The 19,311-nt window shown below is 38.5% G+C and carries 19 protein-coding genes; all 19 read left to right on the top strand.

Going from position 1 to position 19,311, the window contains the following annotated elements; all coding sequences use genetic code 11:
* Positions 1-80 precede the first annotated feature (80 nt).
* Entirely contained in the window at positions 81-536 is a 456-nt protein-coding gene (locus IGJ52_RS06635; protein ID WP_002357586.1) for a hypothetical protein, read from the top strand.
* Positions 537-1,023: 487 nt separating this feature from the next.
* Entirely contained in the window at positions 1,024-1,890 is an 867-nt protein-coding gene (aroE, locus tag IGJ52_RS06640) for a shikimate dehydrogenase (RefSeq protein ID WP_261998316.1), read from the top strand.
* 36 nt (positions 1,891-1,926) lie between these two features.
* Complete coding sequence (gene aroF / locus IGJ52_RS06645) at positions 1,927-2,952, top strand: 3-deoxy-7-phosphoheptulonate synthase (RefSeq protein WP_002363948.1); 1,026 nt, start codon at positions 1,927-1,929, stop codon at positions 2,950-2,952.
* Positions 2,953-2,974: 22 nt separating this feature from the next.
* Positions 2,975-4,051 carry a 3-dehydroquinate synthase gene (gene aroB, locus IGJ52_RS06650; protein ID WP_438791982.1) on the top strand — a complete coding sequence of 359 codons (1,077 nt, stop codon included), beginning with the start codon at positions 2,975-2,977 and terminating at the stop codon, positions 4,049-4,051.
* A gap of 1 nt (position 4,052) precedes the next feature.
* The gene (gene aroC, locus IGJ52_RS06655) at positions 4,053-5,219 is read left to right on the top strand and encodes a chorismate synthase (RefSeq protein WP_002408502.1); all 1,167 of its coding nucleotides are present in this window, start codon (positions 4,053-4,055) and stop codon (positions 5,217-5,219) included.
* 33 nt (positions 5,220-5,252) lie between these two features.
* On the top strand, positions 5,253-6,347 hold the full coding sequence (locus IGJ52_RS06660; RefSeq protein ID WP_263306311.1) for a prephenate dehydrogenase: 1,095 nt from the start codon (positions 5,253-5,255) through the stop codon (positions 6,345-6,347).
* Positions 6,348-6,353: 6 nt separating this feature from the next.
* On the top strand, positions 6,354-7,640 hold the full coding sequence (gene aroA, locus IGJ52_RS06665; RefSeq protein ID WP_261998314.1) for a 3-phosphoshikimate 1-carboxyvinyltransferase: 1,287 nt from the start codon (positions 6,354-6,356) through the stop codon (positions 7,638-7,640).
* Positions 7,641-7,659: 19 nt separating this feature from the next.
* Complete coding sequence (locus tag IGJ52_RS06670; RefSeq protein ID WP_202564755.1) at positions 7,660-8,166, top strand: shikimate kinase; 507 nt, start codon at positions 7,660-7,662, stop codon at positions 8,164-8,166.
* Between the two features lie 7 nt (positions 8,167-8,173).
* Positions 8,174-9,022: a prephenate dehydratase gene (pheA, locus tag IGJ52_RS06675; RefSeq protein WP_438791983.1), complete on the top strand. Its 849-nt coding sequence runs from the start codon at positions 8,174-8,176 to the stop codon at positions 9,020-9,022.
* A 143-nt stretch (positions 9,023-9,165) separates the two neighbouring features.
* Positions 9,166-10,338 carry an LCP family protein gene (locus tag IGJ52_RS06680; protein WP_002365661.1) on the top strand — a complete coding sequence of 391 codons (1,173 nt, stop codon included), beginning with the start codon at positions 9,166-9,168 and terminating at the stop codon, positions 10,336-10,338.
* Positions 10,339-10,413: 75 nt separating this feature from the next.
* Complete coding sequence (locus tag IGJ52_RS06685) at positions 10,414-11,262, top strand: DegV family protein (protein WP_002382324.1); 849 nt, start codon at positions 10,414-10,416, stop codon at positions 11,260-11,262.
* Between the two features lie 193 nt (positions 11,263-11,455).
* Entirely contained in the window at positions 11,456-11,650 is a 195-nt protein-coding gene (locus IGJ52_RS06690) for a hypothetical protein (protein WP_002357574.1), read from the top strand.
* An 11-nt stretch (positions 11,651-11,661) separates the two neighbouring features.
* Positions 11,662-12,138, top strand: a complete 477-nt coding sequence (locus IGJ52_RS06695) for a hypothetical protein (protein WP_002398295.1) — start codon at positions 11,662-11,664, stop codon at positions 12,136-12,138.
* Positions 12,139-12,215: 77 nt separating this feature from the next.
* Positions 12,216-12,548, top strand: a complete 333-nt coding sequence (locus IGJ52_RS06700) for an ACP phosphodiesterase (RefSeq protein WP_002357572.1) — start codon at positions 12,216-12,218, stop codon at positions 12,546-12,548.
* Positions 12,549-12,583: 35 nt separating this feature from the next.
* Positions 12,584-14,638 (top strand): cation:proton antiporter, encoded by a 2,055-nt coding sequence (locus tag IGJ52_RS06705; RefSeq protein ID WP_002360309.1) that lies wholly within the window; start codon positions 12,584-12,586, stop codon positions 14,636-14,638.
* 110 nt (positions 14,639-14,748) lie between these two features.
* Entirely contained in the window at positions 14,749-16,638 is a 1,890-nt protein-coding gene (locus IGJ52_RS06710) for an ABC-F family ATP-binding cassette domain-containing protein (RefSeq protein ID WP_033601251.1), read from the top strand.
* Positions 16,639-16,655: 17 nt separating this feature from the next.
* On the top strand, positions 16,656-17,603 hold the full coding sequence (locus tag IGJ52_RS06715; RefSeq protein WP_002369390.1) for a thymidylate synthase: 948 nt from the start codon (positions 16,656-16,658) through the stop codon (positions 17,601-17,603).
* Between the two features lie 17 nt (positions 17,604-17,620).
* Positions 17,621-18,115, top strand: coding sequence for a trimethoprim-sensitive dihydrofolate reductase (gene dfr / locus IGJ52_RS06720; protein WP_002357568.1), 495 nt, complete (start codon positions 17,621-17,623; stop codon positions 18,113-18,115).
* A gap of 23 nt (positions 18,116-18,138) precedes the next feature.
* Positions 18,139-19,308, top strand: a complete 1,170-nt coding sequence (queG, locus tag IGJ52_RS06725; RefSeq protein WP_002369389.1) for a tRNA epoxyqueuosine(34) reductase QueG — start codon at positions 18,139-18,141, stop codon at positions 19,306-19,308.
* Positions 19,309-19,311: the final 3 nt, after the last annotated feature.

The following is a 19,311-nucleotide window of genomic DNA, read 5'->3' on the forward strand; positions in this document are numbered from 1 at the left end:
GCGAAAGTTTGTGACCGTTTATCAAAAGTATGGTAAACTAATAATGTAAGAAATTATTTTTAAGTAAGGAGATTTGTGCTATGGCTAGAGAAATGACAGGACTTAAATTTTATTTCAGAAATGGTGAAACTTGGACGATTGATCGTCGTTTTATTGGTGATTTATGGATTAAACATATTACAACAAGTTTTGGCCGTATCCATGGTAGTGAATTTGTTGAAATTCATCCATGTGAAGGGTTCAAAATTGAAATTTTCCAAGAAGGAGATCATGTTCAAACCCACGATATTAACTTAGGTGGCTTAGAATTAGGGATGTTCTCTCGTGCTTTAAAATATGAAGATATCGAACGTATGGAAATTCTTTACAAAAATGGCACACCAGATTTAGTTTATTTCCCTTACAAAGATAAAACAGATGAGGGCTTGGATAACATCTATCAATCTACAAAAGTCAGCGAAAAAACTAAAAACTTATACATTGTTATCGACCCAACACAAACAGTTGATGATGTATACGCTGAAGAATTAAAATAATTTTTGCCCCACAGGAATCAGTGAAATGACTGGTTCCTGTGGCTTTTTTAGTCTTTTGGCGAATAAAATAACATTGTTTTTAATGGAATAGTCAAAAAAATAAGCGAATAAGTGTTGACACATGTTTTTTCTAGCGGTATACTGTTAACAATTCTTAATTAAATCAGTTTTGGAGTGATTCTTATGACAACAACGAAGAAAAACCATACACAACTGAATAACTTTTACTTTAGCTATTTTAGATAGGTTTGTATTCATAACATTATGGGTACAGACAACAAACGTTTGTATCTATAATGGCTAGGGAAATTTAAGATGACTTTCAGCCATGTAGATTTAAGAAAATCTATAGTGGCTTTTATATTGCTTTTTTGTAGGGTATTCACTGTAGATTTTTCTTAAAATTTACTGTGAATATCCTTTTTGTTTGGCCAAAAATTAGGATTTCAGAAACTTACTAAAAAAATTTCGTAAAGGAGCACACAGGATGAAAGAAATAACTGGATCTACTCGTTTAGCTGGGTTATTCGCGAAACCCAGCCAACACAGTATTTCACCGTTGATTCATAATACAGCATTTCAAAATTTAGGAGTTGATGCTCGGTATCTGGCGTTTGACGTTGGACAAGAGACATTGCCACAAGCAATTGAAGCGATTCGAACGTTTCACATGTTAGGGGCCAACTTATCAATGCCCAATAAAGTGGCGGCTGTAAGTTATATGGATGAACTAAGTCCTACCGCCCAACTGGTTGGCGCGATTAATACGATTGTCAACAAAGATGGAAAACTTTACGGAGACAGCACGGATGGTACTGGTTTTATGTGGAGTTTGAAAGAGAAAAAGGTTGACGTTTTTCAGAATAAAATGACCATCTTAGGAACAGGTGGTGCAGCCTTATCAATCATTGCCCAAGCTGCTTTAGATGGCGTGAAAGAAATCGCCGTTTACAACAGGAAAAGCGCGGGGTTTAACGACAGTCAAAAAAAACTGGCAAATTTCACTGAACGAACCAACTGTGTAATTCATTTAAACGATTTAGCGGATACTGAAAAACTAGCAAAAGATGTTGCTGAAAGCGTCTTGTTAGTTAATGCAACGAGTGTGGGTATGCATCCATATGCACATAGTAGTCCTATAGAAAATTATGCAATGATTCAACCGAAGTTATTCGTGTATGATGCTATTTATAATCCCAGAGAAACACAGTTATTAAAAGAAGCCCGTTTACGTGGCGCAGAAACAAGCAACGGCTTGGACATGCTACTTTATCAAGGAGCTGCTGCTTTTGAACAATGGACAGGACAAAAAATGCCTGTATCAGTCGTAAAACGTAAAATTGAAAATAGATAAAAAGAGCGCCGTTTAAAGGCATGAGGAGAGAATATAATGATCGTAATTATGAAAGAAAATGCAACCGAAAAGCAAATGAAACAAGTCATTGATTTAGTAACAGGTGCAGGCTTAACTACTCAAACAAGTCAAGATAATGGAAAAACAGTGATAGGCTTGATTGGTGATACAGAAAAATTAGTTGAAGCAGAGTTAACAGCATTAGAAGGCGTGGAAAAAAGTGTCCGCATTTCGTTGTCTTACAAACTAACGAGTCGTTTATTTCATCCAGAGAATACAGTGGTTGATGTGAACGGTGTTAAAATCGGTGACGGCAGTATGACCATGATGGCGGGTCCTTGTTCAATCGAAAGCTTAGATCAGATTCGTGAATGTGCGCGAATTGCTAAAGCTGGCGGTGCAACAATTTTACGAGGTGGTGCATTTAAACCTAGAACGTCGCCATACGCTTTCCAAGGGCTAGAAGAAGAAGGACTGAAATACATTCGCCAAGCGGCTGATGAATTAGATATGCAAGTCATTACAGAAGTGATGGATGAAGCGAATTTAGAACTTGTCGCAAAATACAGTGACATTTTACAAATCGGTGCGCGCAACATGCAAAATTTCAAGTTATTACAAGCGGTTGGTAAAACTGGAAAACCTATTGGCTTAAAACGCGGGATTGCCGGTACGATTGATGAATGGCTAAACGCAGCTGAATACATTGCTGCGCAAGGAAATTTCAATGTGATCTTCATTGAACGTGGGATTCGTACGTACGAAACCGCTACGCGCAATACACTTGATTTAAGTGCGGTGCCTTTAATTAAAAAATTAAGTCATTTTCCAATTATTGTTGATCCGAGTCATGGTGTTGGTATCTGGGATTTAGTACCGCCAATGGCCCGAGCAGGTGTTGCTTCAGGTGCGGACGGCTTGATTGTAGAAATTCACCCAGATCCAGCGAATGCGTGGTCAGATGGGCCACAATCCTTGAATGAAAAAACTTACCTACGTATGATGAAAGAAGTTCATATCATCGAAAAAGCAATGAAAGAAATTAATGCTTTAGAAGATTAGTAAAGACAGAGGAGTAGAGGACATGAAATTAACCGTAACGTTACCTACACATTCATATGATTTAACCATCGAAACAGGTGCCTTAGATAAAATTGGCACCTGGGTACGTAGCCTGTGGCAGCCACAACGGGTAGCGATTATTACCGATGAAACGGTGAATAAATTATATGGCGCAGCTGTTGAGAAAGAATTGCAAGCTGCTGGTTTTGAAACATCATTGATTGCTGTAGCGGCAGGTGAACAAAGTAAGAGCCTCGAAACAGCTCAACTGCTTTATGATTTTTTAGCGGAACAGCAATTGACTCGAAGTGATGGTCTAATTGCTTTAGGTGGAGGCGTTGTAGGAGATCTAGCTGGATTTGTCGCTTCAACCTATATGCGCGGCATTCACTTTTTGCAAGTACCAACAACCTTACTGGCACAAGTAGATAGTAGCATTGGAGGTAAAACAGCGGTTAATACTAAAAAAGCCAAAAATCTTGTCGGTACTTTTGCCCAACCAGATGGGGTTTTAATTGATCCTAATACACTTAAAACATTAGAACCTAGACGTGTGCGTGAAGGAATTTCAGAAATTGTAAAATCAGCAGCTATCGCTGATGTTGAATTGTGGCACCGTTTATCCTCTTTGGAAAATGAACAAGATTTAGTGGCACATGCAGAAGAAATTATCACGGCCTGTTGCAAGATTAAACGTGATGTCGTCGAAGAAGATGAATTAGATTTGGGCTTACGTTTGATTCTGAATTTTGGGCATACGATTGGCCACGCATTAGAAAATACAGCTGGTTACGGGGTGATTGCTCACGGTGAAGGCGTTTCTTTAGGAATGATTCAAATAACTCAAGTCGCAGAACAACGAGGGCTTTCCCCACTTGGGACTACCCAAGAGTTGGTCACCATGCTAGAAAAGTTCCATTTACCAGTAACCACAGATCGTTGGTCAGAAGAACGTCTCTATCAAGCAATTACACATGATAAAAAAACACGTGGGGGACAGATTAAAATCATTGTCTTAGAAAAAATTGGTCAAGCGAAAATTGTCTCTTTACCAACGGAAGAAATTCGAGCATTTTTGAACAGAGAAGGAGGAATTTAAGATGCGCTTTATTACAGCAGGCGAATCACATGGACCTGAATTAACTGCTATTATTGAAGGCTTACCAGCCGGTCTGCCTTTAAGTAGCGAAGAGATTAACCGAGAATTAGCAAGACGTCAAGGCGGTTACGGTCGTGGGGGACGGATGAAAATTGAAAAAGACCAAGTACGTATTACTTCGGGCATTCGGCATGGTAAAACACTTGGCTCACCAGTAACGTTGATTGTCGAAAACAAAGACTGGAAAAATTGGACCTCCGTGATGTCAGTAGAGCCAGTTCCTGAAAAACAAAAGAAAATCCGCCGCGTCAGCAAACCACGTCCAGGACATGCTGATTTAGTCGGTGGCATGAAATATCAACATGATGATTTACGGAATGTTTTAGAACGGTCTTCGGCACGAGAAACAACGATGCGTGTGGCGATTGGTGCGGTTGCTAAAAAACTCTTAGCTGAACTGGATATCCAAGTCGCTGGGCATGTCGCGGTATTAGGCGGGATTGAAGCTACGATTCCTGAAAATTTAACGATCCGTGAAATTCAAGAACGGTCTGAACAATCTGTCGTTCGCGTATTAGATCCTTCCGTAGAAGAAAAAATGAAAGAACTAATTGACCAAACCAAGAAAAATGGCGATACAATTGGTGGGGTAGTAGAAGTACTTGTGGGTGGCGTTCCAGCTGGCTTAGGTAGCTATGTTCAATGGGATCGCAAACTAGATGCCAAAATTGCGCAAGCTGTTGTAAGCATCAATGCTTTTAAAGGTGCTGAGTTTGGCATTGGATTTGAAATGGCGCAACGCCCTGGTAGTCAAGTGATGGACGAGATTGTTTGGGACGAAAGTACAGGTTATACCAGAACTTCCAACAATTTAGGCGGTTTTGAAGGAGGAATGACCAACGGAATGCCAATCATCGTTCGTGGTGTCATGAAACCTATTCCAACCCTTTATAAACCATTACAAAGCGTGAATATTGATACAAAAGAGCCTTATAAGGCCAGCGTTGAGCGCTCTGATAGCACGGCGGTACCGGCCGCTAGCGTTGTTTGTGAAGCCGTTGTTGCAACGGAAGTAGCGAAGGCAATGCTCGAAAAATTTGATAGTGACTCATTTGAACAAATGAAAGAAGCAGTGAAACGTTATCGTCTATATACTCAAAACTTTTAATGGAAGAAAGTCGCAAGTATATGGAGGGAAAAAATGAAGAAACGTATTTTAATCGTAGGATTAGGGCTAATCGGGAGTTCACTGGCTTTGTGTATCAAAAAAGGGCATCCAAACAGTGAGATTATCGGTTTCGATAATCAAGCGGAGTCAACTGAATTTGCTAAGAAAACGGGTCTAATTGATGAGATAGCTGAATCTTTAACAAGTGGGGCAAGACGAGCAGAGATTATTTTTCTTTGTTCCCCAGTTAAAGCAACTTTAGTACAACTAGAAGAATTAAACCAATTATCACTAGAAACTGCTCTGATCACAGATGTGGGTAGTACCAAGGTGGAAATTAATCAGTTAGCAACAAAGCTTAACATGAAAAATTTTATTGGTGGTCATCCAATGGCTGGTTCACATAAATCCGGCGTAACAGCCGCTGATGAACGTTTGTTTGAAAATGCCTACTATATTTTTACCGATGACCATGGCGAAAAAAGCAAACAGATTCAGGAGTTACAAACGTTACTAAAAGGAACGCATGCGAAGTTTATTACGATGCCTGCACAGGAACATGATGAAATTACTGGTGCTCTAAGTCACTTGCCACATATTGTTGCCGCAGCTTTAGTGAACGAAAGTCAGCAACTGAATACCACTTACCCTAGAGCACAGCAGCTAGCGGCTGGAGGATTTAGAGATATTACTCGAATTGCTTCCTCTGATGCAATGATGTGGACGGATATTTTATTAAGCAATCGCTTAGTATTATTGGACTTACTAGAAAATTGGCAAAAAGAGATGACTACTGTTTGCCAATGGTTAACGGAAAAAAACGCCCCAGCTATTCGTAATTTTTTTGATAAAGCCAAAGAAACACGTGCTCAATTGCCTATTCATAAAGAAGGCGCAATCCCAGCTTTCTATGATCTGTTTGTTGATGTACCAGATCAACCAGGAATCATTGCTGAAATTACGCAAATTTTAGGCGAAGCGGACCTTTCTCTTACAAATATTAAAATTTTAGAAACGAGAGAAGAAATCTATGGGATTCTTCAATTGTCTTTTAAAAATCAACCAGACTGCCAAGCTGCAAAACAAATTTTATCTAAAAAAACGAACTATACGTGTTACGAAAAATAAGAGGTGATGAGGGTGCAACTACGTACAAATGTGAAACATTTACAAGGGACTCTGATGGTTCCTAGCGACAAATCGATTTCCCATAGAAGTATTATGTTTGGAGCGATTTCTTCTGGAAAAACGACGATTACAAATTTTCTAAGAGGCGAGGATTGTTTAAGTACCTTAGCGGCGTTTCGTTCTTTGGGTGTGAACATTGAAGATGACGGGACGACAATCACCGTTGAGGGGCAAGGATTTGCAGGCTTAAAAAAGGCGAAGAATACAATTGATGTTGGAAATTCAGGGACAACAATTCGTCTAATGCTAGGCATTTTAGCTGGCTGTCCCTTTGAAACGCGCCTAGCTGGTGATGCGTCTATTGCTAAACGACCGATGAATCGTGTGATGCTTCCTTTAAACCAAATGGGAGCGGAATGTCAAGGGGTTCAACAAACGGAGTTTCCGCCAATTTCTATTCGCGGGACTCAAAATTTGCAACCTATTGACTACACAATGCCTGTTGCGAGTGCTCAAGTGAAATCGGCTATTTTATTCGCCGCTTTGCAAGCCGAGGGCACTTCTGTAGTGGTTGAGAAAGAAAAGACACGTGATCATACAGAAGAGATGATTCGACAATTTGGTGGGACGCTTGAAGTAGATGATAAAAAAATTATGTTAACTGGACCACAACAATTAACAGGTCAAAACGTGGTAGTTCCTGGCGATATCTCTTCTGCGGCTTTCTTTTTAGTTGCGGGTTTAGTAGTCCCAGATAGCGAGATACTTCTGAAAAATGTTGGCTTAAATCAAACGCGGACAGGTATTTTAGATGTGATTAAAAACATGGGTGGTTCCGTCACTATTTTAAATGAAGATGAGGCCAATCATTCTGGCGATTTACTTGTAAAAACGAGTCAATTAACAGCTACAGAGATTGGTGGCGCTATTATCCCACGTTTAATTGATGAGTTACCGATTATTGCTTTGTTAGCTACTCAGGCTACTGGCACGACAATCATTCGAGATGCAGAAGAATTGAAAGTCAAAGAAACCAATCGGATTGATGCAGTAGCGAAAGAATTAACAATTTTAGGCGCCGACATCACGCCTACTAATGATGGCTTAATTATACATGGACCAACTTCTTTACATGGTGGAAGAGTTACCAGTTATGGGGATCATCGTATCGGGATGATGTTACAAATTGCTGCATTACTTGTAAAAGAAGGCACTGTTGAATTAGATAAGGCTGAAGCAGTTTCAGTTTCTTATCCAACATTTTTTGACGACTTAGAACGTTTAAGTTGTTAATGAAGGAGGATAACGAGCTATGGAAAGCATTGTTTTAATTGGTTTCATGGGTGCGGGTAAAACAACTATTGGTCAAAGTTTGGCCAATAAACTGAAGATGCCTCATCTTGATTTAGATACAGCGTTAATTGAAAAAATAAGACGCTCAATTCCTGACTATTTCGAAAAATATGGTGAAGCAGCTTTCCGAGAACAGGAAACCCAACTTTTAAAGGAGCTGTCAAAAAATACAGCCGTCCTTTCAACTGGGGGCGGGATTGTTGTCGGACCAGAAAATCGTAGCTTATTAAAATCTTTTCAGCAAGTGATTTATTTACATGCGACACCAGAAGAGCTGTTAAAAAGAATCACAGAAGATACTGAAAACCAACGGCCCTTAGCTATAGAACGTTCTTCAAAAGAAATCATTACTTTGTTTGAGTCTCGTAAAAATTTTTATGAAGAATGTGCGAAGATGACAATTGATACGACCAATCGCTCGCCAGAAGAAATTATCAATGAAATTCTGCAACAATTAAAGGAGTAGAGAAACGATGAAAGTTGGTTATTTAGGTCCGATTGGTTCCTTTACGTACAGTGCAACGTTGGCTGCTTTTCCTGAAGCTACGTTGATGCCGTACGCATCGATTCCAGCTTGCTTGAAAGCAATTGAACAGCAAGAAGTGGCATGCAGCATTATTCCAATAGAAAACACGATTGAAGGAACTGTTAACGCATCGATAGATTATTTGTATCATCAAGCGCAGTTACCTGTCCAAGCAGAGTTAGTTTTACCGATTCAACAACAATTAATGGTGGCAAAAGAGAATCAAGCGATCTGGCAACAAAGTCAGAAAATTTTATCACATCCGCAAGCATTAGCTCAATCGCAGATGTTTCTAGAGAAAAACTTTCCAGAAGCGATTTTAGAAGCAACGCCTTCAACAGCTTACGCCGCCAAATACATTGCAGAACATCCAGAATTACCTTTTGCAGCTATTGCACCAAAACTTTCTGCGGAAATGTATGATTTGACCATCGTAGAAAAAAATATACAAGATTTATCGGTAAATCAAACCCGATTTTGGGTTCTTGGTTCTGAAAATTTAGCGATTTCTTTCCCGCTATCTGAGAAAAAAATAACGCTGGCGATTACGATGCCAAGTAATGTTCCTGGCTCTTTACACAAAGCATTAAGCGTGTTTAGTTGGCGAGGGATTAATCTTAGCAAAATAGAATCGCGGCCGTTGAAAACAAAGCTCGGAGAGTACTTCTTTTTAATGGACTTAGTGAATGATCAACCAGAAAAACTAATTGAAGCAGCTTTAACAGAACTGGAACTGATTGACGCAGAAATAAAAATTTTAGGGGATTACCCGATCTATGTTTTGTCCACACTTTAAAGAGTTAAAAATGAAAATGAAGCTTACTTATTAGATAAAGTGAGTTTCATTTTTTATTAAATTACATATTTGTAATAGGAATTTCCTGCGAAATGAGGTATCCTAAGAAAGGTGATAAAACACAGAGGTAAAGGAGTGACACGATGAGTCGTGTAGATCGTTATAAACATATTCATGAAAAATCGAGACCAGCAGAGCATAAAAAGACCTTTAATCCCCGAAAATCAATGGGTGAACATAGAGAAGAAGAACCAGAAGAACTAGCTGAAAGCCTTCAAGAGCCAGTTTACGAAGACAGCTATACTGAGGACAGTCGCAGAAGTGAGAGGCGACATCAAACAGATTCAGGTGGCGGCAACGGTTCTGACCAACCACCCCGCGGAAAAAAAGACAAGAAACCAAAAAAGAAACGTAAAAAATCAAAAACAAAACGCTTTTTCAAATGGCTAGTGATCCTATTGATTCTGTTATTTGCCTATAGTACAGTCATGTTTTTAAAAGGAAAATCTGCAGCAGAACATGATGACTCGTTGCCTCAAGAAAAAGTAGAAACATTTAATGGCGTCAAAAGTAGCAACGGGGCTAAGAATATTTTAATTCTTGGCAGCGATACACGTGGGGAAGATGCTGGACGAGCCGACACAATAATGGTTCTCCAACTAAATGGACCATCAAAAAAACCGAAATTAATTTCATTTATGCGTGATACATTCGTGGACATTCCTGGTGTCGGGCCGAATAAAATTAATGCCGCATACGCTTATGGCGGTGCTGAATTGGTTCGTGAAACGTTAAAACAAAACTTTAATTTAGATACGAAATATTATGCTAAGGTAGATTTCCAATCATTTGAAAAAATTGTTGACTCTATGTTTCCAAAAGGTGTCAAAATCGATGCAGAAAAATCACTGAATTTAGATGGTGTTGATATTGAAAAAGGGCAACAGGTCATGGATGGACATGTCTTACTTCAATACGCTCGCTTTAGGATGGATGAAGAAGGCGACTTTGGTCGGGTTCGTCGCCAACAACAAGTTATGTCAGCTGTAATGAGCCAAATGAAAAACCCAATGACTTTATTAAGAACCCCAGAATCACTTGGGAAATTAGTCGGCTATATGTCGACAGATGTGCCTGTTAGTTTCATGTTAACGAACGGACCATCATTGCTGATTAAAGGAAAAGCAGGGGTTGAGTCATTATCGGTTCCGGTACCAGATTCTTGGAATTTTGGTGAATCCTCTTATGCAGGCAGTATTTTAGAAGTAGATGAACAAAAAAATGCTGACGCCATCGAAAAATTCCTGAACGAATAAGGAAAGCATTTTAAAATATCCTTTTTTATGCTATATTAGAAACAACGTGGAAAATTAGTGAAACGAGGTTACAAAATGAAAATTGCTATTGTGACAGATAGTACAGCTTATTTACCCGAGCGCATTAAAGATCATCCGAATCTTTTTGTAATTCCCATCCCAGTCATTTTAGATGGAAAAATATACAACGAAGGCATTGACATTGAAGCAGATGAATATTATGCATTGCTAAATAATAGTAAAGAATTTCCGACGACTTCACAACCTGCTTTAGGAGAAGTGTTAGAGCTTTACAAATCAATCGCTGAACAAGGGTACGACACCATCATCAGCATTCATCTTTCTTCAGGAATCTCTGGTTTTGTTCATACATTGCACGGACTTACTGATGAAATCCCAGGCGTTGCTTTGTATCCATATGACTCAAAAATTACAAGTATGCCAATGGGACACATGGTAGAAGCTGCTTTAGATTTAACAGAAGAAAAAGCCAGCTTAGAAGAAATTTTTGCCAAATTAGATTTAATTCGTGACAATACGTATGCATATCTAATTGTAGAAGATCTGAACAACTTAGTTCGTGGCGGTCGCTTAACGAATGGCGCAGCCTTGATTGCTGGACTATTGAAGATTAAACCTATCTTGACTTTTGAAGATGGAAAGATTGTATTATTTGAAAAAATCCGTTCAACAAAGAAAGCTTTTGCTCGTGCAGAAAAGATTATTGGTGAACGAAACGCAGGGATTGAAGCACCAGTTAAACTGTATGTGATTCATGCTAATAACCGCATCGTTGCTGAAAAAGAACAAGCAAAATTACAAAAGCTATACCCAAATGCAGAAATTGAAATCGGTCATTTTGGTCCAGTTATCGGGACCCACCTAGGGGAAAAAGCAATTGGTTTAGCGATTTCAGCTCAATAATAAAAGATGAGACAAAAGTAAACTACTTCTGTCTCATCTTTTATTCTATTATTTTATCGTTCGCTGGTGTTACTCAGTCGAACACTTTTTGTTTATAAGAAAATGTAAAATTACTCCTTTTTATTAGAAAATATCTTGCAAATTAAGCAATTCCTTACGAAGTAATGTATACTAAGGAAGAGGAGGCGGTTAAATGAAAAGAAATATAGCCTTGTTGCAAAGCGAAAAAATGAAAAAAGTTCAAGCTTTAGCAAACTACTACCAAGAATCAATTGACTTACCGCCTGGAAAAAACCGTGAGGCGGTTATCAAAAAGATTAATGAATCAAAAAAAGAAATTAAAGAAATAAATGATATATTAACAGATATTCAAAAGAAAAAGAAATAAAGGAGTCGTTTGTGATTATCGATGGATTTACGTTATTGCTATTTTTATTTGTCGTCGTTATGTATGGTTACTTTTACTTCGTACGTAAAAGTATTGTAATTCCGGCTGCAAAACATCCTACAACAAAATATCTAGTTGCTTTTTTTAGTTTAATGATTCTGGCCAATGCATTTTCGGCAGGAGATAAAATTGAAATGATTCGAAGTGTGTTATATATTTTGATTATCTTCAGTTTTCTTTACGATGCAAGAGGTTTTGCGGAGAATTGTATTATTACGCATCCTTTTGACAATCGGGGCACGGCCTTTAAAGATATCGAAAAGATTGTCCTTGTTCAAAAACCGAACGGTATTCGTTTAGGGTATTTAAAAAAAGGCAGAAGAGGGGTGGTTTTACGCTTTTCTGCGCCACTAGAAGAAATGGTTCTTTTTCTTTCAACACGGATGAATGAAGAGGCAGAAATTGATATTATTGTTAATGAAGATTAACCATGTTCAGCTCCTAGAAATCAGCTTTTCCCGCGTTAAGTTTTGTCTGAATTTCTTTTGAAAAAAAGAAAGCAATTTTGCTTGTACTTTTGGTAAAATTTGTTATAATTAGTCAGATTAAATTTTGGAAGGAAGTTGTTTCGGTGAGTGAAGAATTTGAAAAGTGTGTCGCTGACTTGAAAAAGAAATATCAAGCAATCCCTGAAGAAAAACGACAACACTTTGCAGAACGTATGCAAAAGAAAAATTTCTTACGCTACAAAAAAATTGAATTAATTAAAGGAGAACTTCTTCGTTTAGAAGCACGACGCGCTCAATTGGAACTTTGCGAACGCAGTTCTGAGTTAGAAGAAGTCGAAAAGAAAATTATTCTTAAAAAGAAAAAATTACTTAAATGTTTTGATCGGTAAGTCAATAAAAATTTAATATAGAAGGGAATGATAGGATGGAATTTACCTTTCTAATCATTGTTTTTGCACTGTCTATTACCTTCTCAAACATATTCAACCGGATTGTTCCCGTCATTCCGCTGCCAATTGTGCAAATTATTGTAGGTGTTCTAATTGGTTTAACTAAAATGGGGCAGGAAATTGAATTTGAGCCTGAAGTGTTTTTAGTAATGATTATTGCACCGCTTTTATTTAGAGAAGGGGAGCTAATCAATCTGAAAGCAATGATGAAAAATTTCGGGATGATTCTTTTCTTGGCCTTTTTTGGTGTGTTAATCACTTTAGTCGGAGTCGGCTGGACCCTGCATATGATTTTGCCTACTTTACCATTAGCCGCTTGCTTCGCTTTTGGAGCGGCTCTAGGACCAACGGATGCGGTGGCGGTAGGTTCGTTATCAGGTCGAATTGACATTCCTGAACGTTCGATGAACATTTTATCTGGTGAAGGACTCATTAATGATGCATCAGGCGTTACAGCCTTTCAATTTGCATTAGCGGCTTTATTAACGGGGTCATTTTCGCCGGTGGAAGCGGCAGGGACCTTGGTTATTTCCAGTATTGGTGGAGCGGTAGTCGGAATCGTGTTAGTTCTATTAAAACAGCAAATTGTTCATTTACTTGAAACTGCAGTGGCAAAAGATGTTACAGGCTACTTGTTGATTGAATTACTCTTGCCATTTATTGCTTATTTAATTTCAGAGTTGATTGGCGTTTCTGGAATTATTGCTGCTGTGATTGCTGGAATTATGCAAGCGTCTAGTTTGAAAAAAGTTTCGCTTTTTGAAGCAGAGCTGTCAAATGTTGGCGAAAGTATTTGGAGTATGATTGAGTTCACCTTAAATGCCTTAGTTTTCTTATTCTTAGGAATTGAACTTTCTCAAGTGTTTTCGCCAATTTGGATTGACCAACAATATTCAAACTGGTTCCTACTAATGGTTGTTCTAATTATTAGCGCCGTTGTCTTTTTGATTCGTTTCTTAGCCATTTTCAGTGTTTACACGCTTCAACATGGACTTAAGAAAGTTAAAAACGCAATGAATGAAATGCTGATTTTAACTTTTGGCGGTGTTAAAGGAACAGTGAGTTTAGCCACCATCTTTATTTTGCCAACAGCGATTAACGGGGAGCATTTTAAAGAACGACCGTTATTACTATTCATTACGGCTTGTGTTATTTTGGTGACTCTGATTGGCGGGATTCTAGTTTTACCATTTTTAACTGATTCAGAGACAGAAGTGGAAAATGAAGAGTCAGTCGAAATTGATTTATTACGTGATGTCATTGATGTCTTAAAACAGCAAAATGAAGAGAATCCTCGTGGTGAAATGAATGCGGTCATTGAAAATTATCAGGATCGTTTAAAAGAATTGTATACCGAGCAGCTAAGTGCAGAACGAAAACAAGAAGTGCAAGAGTTGCGGACGTTAATTGTGTCCATTGAACGAGACGGCCTAGAAGAAAGTCTGAAACAAGGAGAAATTAGTGTCAGAAGTTATCGTATGTATCAACGCTTGATTACACGGATGCAACGGTCGATTGCCAAACAATTATTATCGATTGTAGGCTTTTGGTTATTATTTGCTCGACAAATCATTTCGATTCTTTTACATCCTAAGCTATTTTTCAATCGTGGTGAAGCTTCTGAAGAAGAAAAAGAATTACGAAATGAAGAACTAGAAAATATTCGCCAAGTTTTTCTAAGAAATTCTCAAGTTATTCTGAAGAGTTTAGATAATTTGCGCGGTGTCTATGATGATGATTTAATTGATTTCTTCATTGACGGACGCTTGGATTTAGCCCATAAGTTTGAAAAAGGCGAATTTATTGATTCGTATATTGTTCATACGGAGACAGACTATGTCAAAGACCTATTATTAGGCTTCCAAGAAGAACGACGGATGATTGATCATTATGAACAATCTGAACGCATTTCAATTATCGAAGCGAACGAGTTACGAAAAAATGTCAATTTATTAGAGAGTTATTCGATTAGCGGCGAAGTGAATAACGTTCCGCTGAAACGATTTGTTAAAAATTTTAATAAAGAATAAGTAATAGTGTATGAGATGAAACCAAGACGATTTTTATCTCATGCACTTTTTTTATAATCCAATTTTTGATACAATAAGCAAGACCAAAATAGAAGGAGTTGGTAGTGTCGGTGAAAGAATTAAAAGTAACAGATTTAACCAAAACATATGGGGAAAAAACACTATTTGATCATCTTTCTTTTTTGATTCATGAAAAAGATCGCATTGGTTTAATTGGGATTAACGGCACAGGGAAAACCAGTTTATTAAATATTATTGCTGGCGTAGATAGCGGTGATGGTGATTTTGCTGCGATTCAGCAGCCAAGTGATTATCAAATTGGGTACCTTTCCCAGAATCAAACATTTGACGAGAATATTACGATTGCAGAAGCCGTGTTTCAGGGAGACAGCCCAATCATAAAAGCGGTCAAAAATTATGAATTAGCGTTAGCTGCTTTAAGTGAGAATGGTTTAGACGAAGGGGTTCAAAGACGTTACACGCAAGCAGAAGAAGCCATGAATAAACAAGATGCTTGGACAGCAGATACCAATGCAAAAATTATTTTACAAAAATTAGGCATTCCCACATTGGAAAAGAAAATAGGTGAGCTTTCTGGTGGGCAGTTAAAACGAGTAAGCTTGGCGCAAGTCTTAATTGAAGCGCCTGATTTACTGTTATTGGATGAACCAACGAACCATCTGGATTATGAAACGATTGAATGGCTAGAAAACTTTTTAAATAACTATCGTGGTGCGGTTTTAATGGTGACCCATGACCGCTACTTTTTAGATCGAGTAACCAATCGGATTTTCGAACTTTCTTTTGGAAAACTGTATGAATACAAAGGAAACTATGAAACGTATGTAATGGAAAAAGCCGAACGTGAACGCGTCGCTGTAGAGCAAGAAGAAAAAAGAAAACGGCTCTTCAAACAAGAACTAGCGTGGATGCGAGCGGGCGTTCAAGCACGAGGAACGAAACAGCAAGCAAGAATTGATCGGTTTCAGGATTTAAAAGAAAACTTGCATCAGGTACAAACCAATGGCACCTTAGAAGCAGACTTTGCCACGCAGCGTTTAGGGAAAAAAGTTCTGGAAATCAAGGAAGGAAATTATGCCATTGATCACAAACAGCTTTTGAAAGACTTTAATTTACTCATTCAAGCAAACGATCGAATTGGCATTACTGGTAAAAACGGTGCAGGCAAATCCACGTTATTAAATATTTTAGCTGGCCGCATTCCTTTAGAGAGTGGCCTATATAGTATCGGTGAAACCGTCCGAATTGGCTATTATACCCAGCAAAACGAAGAAATGGATCCTAATCAACGGATGATTGCTTATTTGCAAGAAGCAGCAGAAGAAGTGAAACGCAGTGATGGAAGCAGCGTTGGGGTCGCTGAAATGTTAGAGCGCTTTTTATTTCCTCGTTTTATGCATGGCACACTGATTGGCAAACTGTCTGGTGGAGAAAAACGCCGGTTATATCTCTTAAAATTATTAATTAGTCAGCCTAACGTGTTATTATTGGATGAGCCAACCAACGATTTAGACATTGATACGTTGACCATTTTAGAAGATTATATTCAAACGTTCAAAGGAGCGGTAATTGCGGTTTCTCATGACCGTTATTTCTTGGATAAAACAATGGATAAATTGTTAGTTTTTCAAGGAAATGGTCAGATCCTATCATTTTATGGCACGATGAGTGAATATTTGGCGAACCAAAAAGAACAAGAAAAGGTCAAAGAAAAACCGCTCAATAAACCAGTAAAAGAAGCATCGACAGAAAAGAAAGAAAAAACAAAGCTGACTTATATGGAACAAAAAGAGTGGGCAACAATTGAAGAAGATATCACACAATTAGAAACGAAATTAGAAACATTAACTGAAGAAATGAATCATCAGGGTGATGATTTTGTTCGTTTACAAGAATTGCAAGAAGCAGTAACTGCAACGGAACAATTGTTAGAAGAAAAAATGAATCGTTGGGAATACTTGAGTGAATACGCGGATTAAGAGACGGAGGGAATAAGATGGAAGAAGCATACTTAGCGCTAGGAAAAAAGATTTTAGAAGAAGGTCATTTTAAAGAAGACCGTACAGGAACTGGGACGTATAGTTTATTTGGCTATCAAATGCGTTTTGATTTGGCCAAAGGATTTCCCTTACTAACAACCAAACGAGTACCGTTTGGCTTGATTAAAAGTGAGTTATTGTGGTTTTTAAAAGGCGACACGAATATTCGTTATTTGTTAGAGCGAAATAATCATATTTGGGATGAATGGGCGTTCGAACGCTATGTAAAAAGCGCAGATTATCAAGGACCAGACATGACGGATTTTGGGCATCGTGTCTTACAAGATCCAGCGTTTGCAGAACAATACAAAGAAGAACATCAAAAATTCTGTGACGCCATTTTAAACGATGAAGAATTTGCAGAAAAATATGGTGAATTAGGGAATATTTATGGTGCGCAATGGCGTCACTGGGAAACCAAAGATGGTAGCTTTATTGATCAATTAGCTAATGTGATTGAAATGATTAAAACCAATCCTGATTCTCGCCGTTTAATTGTTTCCGCTTGGAATCCAGAAGATGTGCCTTCAATGGCGTTGCCGCCTTGTCACACTATGTTTCAATTTTATGTAAATGAAGGAAAATTAAGCTGTCAACTTTATCAGCGCAGTGCCGATGTTTTTTTAGGTGTTCCTTTTAACATTGCAAGCTATGCTTTATTGACACATCTGATTGCACATGAAACAGGTTTAGAAGTGGGGGAGTTTGTACACACGCTAGGAGATGCCCACTTATATCAAAATCATGTGGAGCAAATGCAAGAACAATTATCACGAGAAGTTCGTTCTTTCCCAACGCTCGTTTTGAATCCAGACAAGGCTTCTGTTTTTGATTTTGATATGGAAGATATTAAAGTAGAAGGCTATGACCCACATCCAACGATTAAAGCGCCGATTGCCGTATAAAAAAGGAGAGAGAAGCTATGTTAGCAGCTATTTGGGCCCAAGATGAACAAGGAGTGATTGGTAAAGAAGGCAAATTGCCTTGGCATTTACCCAACGACTTGAAATTTTTCAAGGAAAAAACAATTCATAATACATTGGTTTTAGGACGTGCAACTTTCGAAGGTATGGGATGTCGTCCGTTACCAAATCGAACAACGATTGTTCTTACCAGTAATCCGGATTACCAAGCTGAAGGCGTTTTGGTTATGCATTCCGTAGAGGAAATTCTTGCGTATGCTGACAACTATGAAGGTGTGACCGTTATTGGTGGAGGTTCTGTCGTTTTTAAAGAACTGATTCCCGCATGCGATGTCTTATATCGGACGATGATTCATGAAACGTTTGAAGGCGACACCTTCTTTCCAGAAATCGACTGGTCTGTTTGGGAAAAAGTTGCCACTGTTCCCGGCGTCGTGGACGAGAAAAATCTCTATGCACATGACTATGAAACGTATCATCGAAACGATAAATAATAAAATGAAGGGAGGCATGAGCAATGCCAACATTGAAAGAAAAAATTATTCAAGAGAGTCAACGTTTAGGCATCGATAAAATCGGCTTTACTCATGCTGAACCATTTATTGAATTAGAAGATTCTCTGCATGAACAACGAGAGCGAGGATATAACTCGGGGTTTGAACATCAAAATGTGGAAGAACGAATTTACCCAGAAAAAACGTTTGAGCATCCTAAAAGTATTATCTCCATTGCTTTAGCTTATCCCACCAAAGCTCAGGAAAAAATGCCTAGAGATGAAAAGCGTGGACAATTTGCGCGAGCCTCTTGGGGAATTGATTATCATCACATTTTGCAGGATCGGTTGCAAAAATTAATTGCTTTTATTGAAGAGCAAGCTGCCACTGAAGCAGAAAAAGAACACTGGCGCTTTCGGCCGCAAGTAGATACTGGCGAATATGTTGACACCGCTGTTGCTCAGCGGGCGGGTTTAGGATTCATTGGTAAAAATGGTCTACTGATTACCGAAGAATTTGGTTCCTTTGTATATTTAGGTGAGGTGACCACCAACATTCAATTTGAACCAGATGAACCTGTTCCAAATGGTTGCGGTGATTGTACTCGTTGTATCACAGGGTGTCCTACAGGGGCTTTGTTAGGGGACGGTCGAATGAATGCTCAAAAATGTTTGTCTTATCAAACGCAAACAAAAGGCATGATGCCTGAAGAGTATCGGAAAAAAATGCGTAACGTCATTTATGGTTGCGACATTTGTCAGCTGGTTTGCCCTTATAATAAAGGAAAAGATTTTCATTTTCATGAAGAGATGGAACCAAAGATTGAAGAAGTCTATCCCAAATTGGCACCGTTATTAACTATTTCCAATAAAGAGTTTAAACAGCAATTCGGACACTTAGCAGGCTCTTGGCGTGGCAAAAAACCATTGCAACGAAATGCTTTAATTGCGTTAGCGAATTTGGGCGGCCGTGAAGCTATCCCACAAATTATTCTCTGTTTAAATGATCAGCGTCCTGTCATTCGCGGAACAGCTGCTTGGTCGTTAGGTCAGCTCGCAAAAAGAGAACCCGAGCAAAGTTTAGAAGCTTTAAATTATCTACTTTCTGTAGAAACTGAAGCAGAGGTTATCGAGGAAGCTCAAAAGGCTATTTACTTGTTAACAAGCAAAAAAGGAAGCCGCTCAACGGAGTGACTT

It is taken from the genome of Enterococcus sp. DIV1758 (assembly GCF_051711985.1).
GTDB classification, from domain to species: Bacteria; Bacillota; Bacilli; order Lactobacillales; family Enterococcaceae; genus Enterococcus; species Enterococcus faecalis.